The sequence below is a fragment of the Amycolatopsis sp. NPDC104587 genome (assembly GCF_055583645.1).
This window is the reverse complement of sequence record NZ_JBVJNO010000020.1, coordinates 125,520-131,973: the sequence shown is the minus strand read 5'-3', so window position 1 is coordinate 131,973 and position 6,454 is coordinate 125,520. Positions and strand designations below refer to the sequence as shown.

Here is a 6,454-nt window from a genome sequence, read left to right as displayed (position 1 = left end):
ACACCAACCCCCCCACCACCCCCCCACCCCCCCCCCACCCCCCCCCCCCCCCCCCCCCCCCCCCCTTCCCCCCCCCCCCCCCCCGCCTCCCCCCCCCCCCCCCCCCCCCGGGACCCACACCGGGCGAGCTCCGGGAGCCCTTGCTCACCGCGCCGAGCGAGGACTCGCAGTACCGAGAGCACGCCTGAACCGCCGGCTTCCCGGCACGTCGAGGGGCTGTGCCGGGAAGCCAGCGGTTACCCGCGAACGGGGTCACGTCCGTGAGCGGGGGTGTGAACGACGAACCGGTGCGCTGGATGCACATGAACGCCGCCCATCCCTGGGAGCAGGCTCGCATCCAGCGCACCGGTTCGTTTTTTGTCCGCCTTCAGGCGATCGGCGCGGCGAGCGAGTCCGGCGTCCCGCTGACCGACGCCGCCGCGGCGCCCAGCCGGCGAACGGCCTCTTCCATCGTCTCCGGCGGCAGGGAGAACGGCAGCCGGAGCCAGCGCTCCAGGCCGCCGTGGACCCCGAAGCGCGAGCCCGGCGCCACCTGGACACCGTGGCTCGCCGCCGCGACCGCGAGGCGCGAGCTCACCGGCTCCGGCATCCGGCACCACAGCGACAGGCCGCCCTTCGGCACCGTGAACGTCCACTCCGGCAGGTGCCGGTGCACGGCGCCGGCGAGCGCGTCGCGGTAGCCGCGCAGCTCTTCACGACGGCGGGCCAGCGCGCTCTCGTCGTCGAGCAGCTCGGTCAGCACGAGCTGCTCGAACACCGGTGACCCCAGGTCGACCGCGTAGCGCGCCGAGACCAGCCGGCCGAGCAGGTCCTCCGACGCGCGGATCCAGCCCAGCCGCAGACCTCCCCAGTGGGTCTTCGACGCCGAGCCGACGCAGATCACCAGGTCACCGGCGAACGCGGCCAGCGGCGGCGGCCCGTCGAGGGGGTCGCCTTCGAGGTCCAGCTCGACGAGCGTCTCGTCGACGACGACCGGAGTGCGGGCGCGGGCGAGCACGGCGCCGAGCCGTTCGCGCCCCTCGGCGTCCAGGCGCAGGCCGGTCGGGTTCTGGAAGTCGACCACGAGGTACCCGAGCCGCGGGGACGCCTGGCGCAGCGCCGCGTCGATCCCGGTGATGTCCCAGCCGCGCTCACCGGCCGGGTCGAGCGCGACCGGCACCGGGATGGCGTGCGCGGCTCGGATCGCCTCCAGCGCGTTCGGGTAGGTCGGCTGCTCCACCAGGACCCGGTCACCCGGGCCCGCGAGCATCCGCAGGACCAGGACGAACGCGTGGTGCGCGCCGTTGGTGACCATCACCTGCGCGGGGGTCGTCGGCAGCCCGCGTTCGGTGTAGCGCCGGGCGATCCGCTCCCGCAGGGCGAGCAGCCCGCGCTCCTGGTACCCGTGGTCCCCGAGGTGGTCGGCGAGGCGGACGCGGGCCGCGTCGACCGCCGCCGCCGTGCCCGGGATGGCCGGCGAGGACGCGTGGGTGAAGTCGATCGCGCCGCCGCCGGCCGGGGCGAGCGGGCCGCGGCGACGCCGCCCGGGCGCGGCGACCCACGACCCCGCGCCCCGGCGGCTCGCGACGAACCCGTTCTCCCGCAACCGGTCCAGGGCCGCGCCGATCAGCGTCCGGCTGGCGCCGAGCGCGTCGGCGAGCTCCCGCTCGGCGGGCAGCCGGGTGCCGAGCGGGAGCTGGCCGTCGAGCACCTGCAGCTCGATGGCCGCGGCGAGGTCGGCCGCGCCCTGGCGTGAGCCTTGACGCCACGAGCCCAGCATGACGGCCAATCGAGGACCGGAGATGCGTCCACCGAGTGGGACAGTGGCTTCCATAAGGCCAATATCCTGGAATTGGCTATGGTTTACAAGGCCACTTGCGGCGGATAGTGCAGGGGTGGCTCAGATCGATCTCCGGCCCGTCCGGATCTCCCGTGACCCCGTCCGCCGCAGCGCCCAGCTGCTCGGCGGCCTCGCCCTCTACGGCACCAGCGTCGCCCTGGTCACCCGCGCCGGCCTCGGCCTGGAGCCGTGGAGCGTGCTCGCCGAAGGCGTCCTGAAGCACACCGGGCTGACGTTCGGCACGGTGACCGGCCTGATCTCGGTCGTCGTGCTCCTGCTGTGGATCCCCCTGCGCCAGCGGCCCGGCATCGGCACCATCGCGAACGTCGTGGTCATCTCGGTCATGGTCGACGCCGTCCGGGCGCTGGTCCCGGACCAGCACGACCTGGCCTGGCAGATCGTGCTGCTGGCCGGCGGGATCACGCTGAACGGCGTCGCGACGGCCACCTACGTCGGCGCGCGGCTCGGCCCGGGCCCGCGGGACGGCCTGATGACCGGGCTCGCGGGGCGCACCGGCTGGTCGGTCCGGCTGGTGCGCACCGGCATCGAGGTCACCGTCGTCGCGGTGGGATTCCTGCTCGGCGGGACCGTCGGCGTGGGCACGGTGCTCTACGCCCTCGCCATCGGCCCGCTGACCCAGGCGCTGCTGCCGCTCGTGGTGTGGCGTGAACCGCAGCGCGAGGAGCAGGAGCCCGTGCACTAGCTCGCCTTGCGCTGCTGCACCACCCGGCGCAGCGTGACGTAGTCGGCGCCGTGGCGCGCGAGGACGTCGTCGGTGCCGCGCTGCTGGGCCAGCGCCAGCAGGATGTGCTCTTGGCCCAGGTGCTTGTCGCCGAGCCGGACGGCTTCCTTCAGGCTCAGCTCGAGCGTCTTCTTCGACTGGCTCGTGAAGGGGATGTGCCCGCGTTTGGCGGGGCCGAGCCGGCCGGCGAGGGCGCCCTCGCCGTGGGCCTGCTCGATCCGTTCGACGATCTGCTCGACGTTGATGCCGAACTCGGTGAGCGCCTCGGCGTCGGCGTCGCTGACCCCGCCGCGGCGCCGGGTGCGTTCCAGTTCCGCGGCGACGTCTTCGGCGGCGATGCCCAGCTCGGCGAGCAGGGGAACCTCGGTCCGCACCAGCCCGGCGAGCAGGTGGGCCGGCGCGATCTCCACCGAGCCGGACTCCCGCGCCACGATCTGCGCCTCGACGACCGCCGTCCGCGCGTCGGTGGTGAACCTCTCGAACATCAGTGCCTCCCGTACTTCTTGTGCACGGCCTGCCGGCTGACCCCCAGCTCGGCGGCGATCTCCTGCCATGACCAGCCGTTGATCCGCGCGCTGCGGACCTGGACGGCCTCCAGTTGTTCCACCAGCCGCCGGAGCGCGGCGACCGCTCGCAGTCCCACCCGGGGATCGCGGTCGCCGGCCCGCGCGGCCAGGTCCGTCGCTTCCGTCATGCCTGTCAACCTACGTTGACAATCGAAGCCTGTCAACCTGAGTTGACAACTTCAGCGCGAAGCCTCGAGGGACGGGCCGTACAGTCGGGTGATGCCCGAGATCGTGATCGCCGAGCGGGCCGGGGTGGGCGCCGACGGCCACCCCCGCCCGACCGAAGACCACGTCGTCGTGCTGGACAACGCGGTCCTGGTCCTCGACGGCGCCACCTCACCGGACCCCTCGCTCCCCCCGGGCGGCTGGTACGCCGAACGCCTGGCCCGGCGCCTCGCCGGCGACCTCCTCGCGGCCCCCGAGGCCGACCTCACCGACGTCCTGACCCGCGCGATCGCCGCCGTGACGACCGAGAACGCGTTGCGGCCGCGGCAGTCGCCGTCGAGCACGGTCGCCGCCGTGCGCTGGCTCGACGACCGCGTCGACGCCCTCGTCCTGGCCGACAGCCCGGTGGTGGGCTTCGGCGGTTTCGGCGTCGACGTCGTCTCGGACGACCGGCTCGCCGGCCTCCGGCGCCGCGGGATGCTCCAGACCGGCGCCGACGTCCGGCGCCGACGCAACGCCCACGACGGCTTCTGGGTCGCCGAAGCCGATCCCGGCGCGGCCGCGCACGCGATCCGCCGCAGCTGGCCGCGCGAAGCCGTCGACGCCGTCCTGCTCGCCAGCGACGGTGTCTCCATCGGCGTCGACCAGTACCACCTGTTCGACTGGCGCGAAGTCCTGGCGATCACCCGCGCCGACGGGCCGGACGCCGTGCTGGACGCCGTCCGCACCGCCGAAAAGCAGGACCCGGACGGCGAACGCTGGCCGCGGCCGAAGCGCCACGATGACCAGGCGCTGGTGCTGGCCGACTTCTCTCGGGGATGAATTCAGGGTCTTCCCCGATCACGGCCGTCCCGTTGTCCGAGAACCTGAACGCCATGGGGACGGAACAGGGGAAGCGCACGAGACCGTGGCGGCTCGTGGCGTCCGGGGCGATCGGCTGGGGCCTGTTCACGGCCGTGGTGCTGCACATCGTCAGCTCGCACGACCCGGTGTACGACACGCTGTCGAGCTACACCGTCACCGACCGCGGCGAAGGTTTGCTCGGGGCGAGCGTGCTGTCGCTGGCGATCGGCTCACTGGCGGTGCTGGGCGCGCTGCAGGTCGCCGGGGTGCCGCTGTCGCGGACGACGCGGCTGCTGCTCACGCTCTGGTCGCTCGGGATGGCCGCGGCCGCGATCTTCCCGGCGAGCTACCCGGAGGCGCCCGACCCGGTGAGCGGCGAGATCCACCTCTACGCGTGCCTGGTCGCGTTCCTCAGCCTGCCCGGCGCCGCGTTCTCGCTGCTGGAACCGCTGAAGGGACGGCCGGAGCGCGTCCTGCTGGTCCGCGCGATCCGGCTGACGGCGGTGACGTTCGCCTTCTTCGCACTGAGCTTTTTGTTCGTGCGGCTCAGCGAAGCCGGCGTCGAGCCGTTCCCCGAGGTGTCGAACCTGCTGCCGATCGGGGTCACGCAACGGCTGCTGCTGCTCGCCGACGTCGGGCTGCTGTTCACCCTGCTGCGGGTCGCGACCCGCGTGGAGTCAGCCCTCGACGGCCGCCGCGAATTCGGGGCCGTAGCCGTACAGGCCGGGCATGCCGCCGGTGTGCAGGAACACCACGTGGTCGTCCGGCGCGAAGTGGCCCGCCCACTCGACCAGGGCGGCGGCCACCTTGCCGCTGTAGACCGGGTCGAGCACAACGCCTTCCGTGCGCCCGAACAGCTTTAGCGCGTCCCAGACGGCGTCGGTCGGGATGCCGTAACCAGGGCCGAGCGTGGAGTCGCCCAGCCGCACGTGGTCGAGCGACGGCGGTTCGACGCCGAGCAGCTTCGCCGCGCCGGCGGTGAGTTCGCGCAGGTTCTCCGTGGCCTCGTCGAGCGGGTGGCTGACGCAGGCGACGCCGACCCCGAGCCCGCCGAGCAGCCCGGCGGCCAGCGCCACCCCGGCCGCCGTGCCGCCGCTGGCGTGCGGGACGACGAGGTGGGCGCGGTCGATGCCGCGCTCGGCGAGCTGGGTCGCGAGCTCGTACGTGGCGCGGACGTACCCGAGCACCCCCAGCTCGTTGGACCCGCCGACCGGAACCGTGGCCACCTTGCGGCCCTCCGCGGCGGCTTCGGCCACGAGCCGGTCGTACGTCCGGCCGGTCTCCTCGCCGTCGGCGCAGACGTGCACCGTCGCGCCGAAGAGCCAGTCGAGCGGGATGTTGCCCGAGTGCTCGTACGCTTCGCCGTCGCGCGGGACCTTCGCGGTGAGGACGAGCTCACAGCGCAGGCCGAGCTTCGCGCAGGTGGCGGCGGTCTGGCGGCCGTGGTTGGTCTGCAGAGCACCGAAGGTGATCACGGTGTCCGCGCCCGCTTCGAGCGCGGCGCCGAGGTGGTACTCCAGCTTGCGGAGCTTGTTGCCGCCCGCGCCGAGCGGGTGGACGTCGTCGCGCTTGAGCAGGAGGTTCGGCAGGCCGAGCGCCTCGCCGAGCCGGGGCGCCTCGTGCAGCGGAGTCGGCCACCCGCCCAGGTCGACGCGGGGAACGGCGTCCAGTGCGGCGGTGGGGAACCCGTCGAAGTTCATGCCCCCACGATAGGGGCCGCGCACCGGAAGCGGAGTGCGGTGAACGTCCCCACGTCCCGGGCGTCGATCTTCTCGAGGGTGACGCCTTCGAGAGCGGGGTCGTCGAACAGCCGCAGCCCGGCGCCCAGCAGCACGGGCGCGACGTCGACGTGCAGTTCGTCGGCGAGGCCGGCCCGCAGGACCTGCCGGACCACGCTCGCGCCGATCGCCTTGACGGCCAGGTCGCCCGCGGCCGCCTCGGCCTGGGCGATCGCCGAGGCGATCCCGTCGGTGACGAACGTGAAGGTCAGGTTCTCGTCCTGCTTCGGCGGGACGGGCGGCGGCGTGTGGGTGACCACGAAGATCGGCGTCTGGAACTCGTAGTTGCCGACGTACCAGTCGGGGTCCTCGGCCATGTCGAACGTCCGCCGGCCCAGGACGACCGCGCCGGTTTCGCGGATCAGCCCCGCCATGAACTCGCTGCCGTTCGACGCCGCGGGGTCGGACAGCCGGGCCGTCCCGCCGCGCCGGTCGGCGACAAATCCGTCCAGCGACATCGTCATGCCGGTGTGCACCGTGGCCATGGTTGCTCCTCCTGAAGTGGTTTCCCGGGTAGACGGCAGCAGCGCCGAAAACTCAT

Annotated in this window: 7 protein-coding genes and 1 pseudogene; 3 read left to right on the top strand and 5 right to left on the bottom strand. The window is 73.5% G+C overall.

From position 1 onward, the window contains the following. Window positions 1–367 precede the first annotated feature (367 nt). Window positions 368–1,813, bottom strand: coding sequence for a MocR-like transcription factor YczR (gene yczR / locus ACZ61C_RS43375; protein WP_465313792.1), 1,446 nt, complete (start codon window positions 1,811–1,813; stop codon window positions 368–370). A 61-nt stretch (window positions 1,814–1,874) separates the two neighbouring features. Between yczR and yczE the strand changes: the two genes are divergently transcribed. Beyond that, window positions 1,875–2,522, top strand: coding sequence for a membrane protein YczE (gene yczE / locus ACZ61C_RS43370; protein WP_465313791.1), 648 nt, complete (start codon window positions 1,875–1,877; stop codon window positions 2,520–2,522). Here yczE and ACZ61C_RS43365 read toward each other — a convergent pair. Then, window positions 2,519–3,046, bottom strand: a complete 528-nt coding sequence (locus ACZ61C_RS43365; RefSeq protein ID WP_465313790.1) for a Clp protease N-terminal domain-containing protein — start codon at window positions 3,044–3,046, stop codon at window positions 2,519–2,521. The two genes, yczE and ACZ61C_RS43365, sit on opposite strands and share 4 nt — an antisense overlap. Then, a complete protein-coding gene (locus tag ACZ61C_RS43360; protein WP_284750436.1) occupies window positions 3,046–3,255 on the bottom strand; it encodes a helix-turn-helix domain-containing protein in 210 nt (69 codons plus the stop codon). Before ACZ61C_RS43360 ends, ACZ61C_RS43365 begins: the two co-directional genes overlap by 1 nt. 91 nt (window positions 3,256–3,346) lie before the next feature. Between ACZ61C_RS43360 and ACZ61C_RS43355 the strand changes: the two genes are divergently transcribed. Then, window positions 3,347–4,114, top strand: a complete 768-nt coding sequence (locus tag ACZ61C_RS43355; protein ID WP_465313789.1) for a protein phosphatase 2C domain-containing protein — start codon at window positions 3,347–3,349, stop codon at window positions 4,112–4,114. Next, window positions 4,111–4,731 (top strand): annotated as a pseudogene (locus ACZ61C_RS43350) (DUF998 domain-containing protein); the annotation flags it as partial. The gene ACZ61C_RS43355 and the pseudogene ACZ61C_RS43350, both read left to right, overlap by 4 nt. A gap of 81 nt (window positions 4,732–4,812) precedes the next feature. On the opposite strand, the gene ACZ61C_RS43345 reads toward ACZ61C_RS43350, so the two are convergent. Continuing rightward, entirely contained in the window at window positions 4,813–5,835 is a 1,023-nt protein-coding gene (locus ACZ61C_RS43345; RefSeq protein ID WP_465313788.1) for a D-cysteine desulfhydrase family protein, read from the bottom strand. Then, window positions 5,832–6,398: a dihydrofolate reductase family protein gene (locus ACZ61C_RS43340; protein WP_465313787.1), complete on the bottom strand. Its 567-nt coding sequence runs from the start codon at window positions 6,396–6,398 to the stop codon at window positions 5,832–5,834. Before ACZ61C_RS43340 ends, ACZ61C_RS43345 begins: the two co-directional genes overlap by 4 nt. Window positions 6,399–6,454 lie beyond the last annotated feature (56 nt).

Bases quoted from the DNA above. Each gene is read 5' to 3' on its own strand.
- yczR (WP_465313792.1), bottom strand. From the start codon at position 1,813: ATGGAAGCCACTGTCCCACTCGGTGGACGCATCTCCGGTCCTCGATTG.
- ACZ61C_RS43365 (WP_465313790.1), bottom strand. From the start codon at position 3,046: ATGTTCGAGAGGTTCACCACCGACGCGCGGACGGCGGTCGTCGAGGCG.
- ACZ61C_RS43360 (WP_284750436.1), bottom strand. From the start codon at position 3,255: ATGACGGAAGCGACGGACCTGGCCGCGCGGGCCGGCGACCGCGATCCC.
- ACZ61C_RS43355 (WP_465313789.1), top strand. From the start codon at position 3,347: ATGCCCGAGATCGTGATCGCCGAGCGGGCCGGGGTGGGCGCCGACGGC.
- ACZ61C_RS43345 (WP_465313788.1), bottom strand. From the start codon at position 5,835: ATGAACTTCGACGGGTTCCCCACCGCCGCACTGGACGCCGTTCCCCGC.
- ACZ61C_RS43340 (WP_465313787.1), bottom strand. From the start codon at position 6,398: ATGGCCACGGTGCACACCGGCATGACGATGTCGCTGGACGGATTTGTC.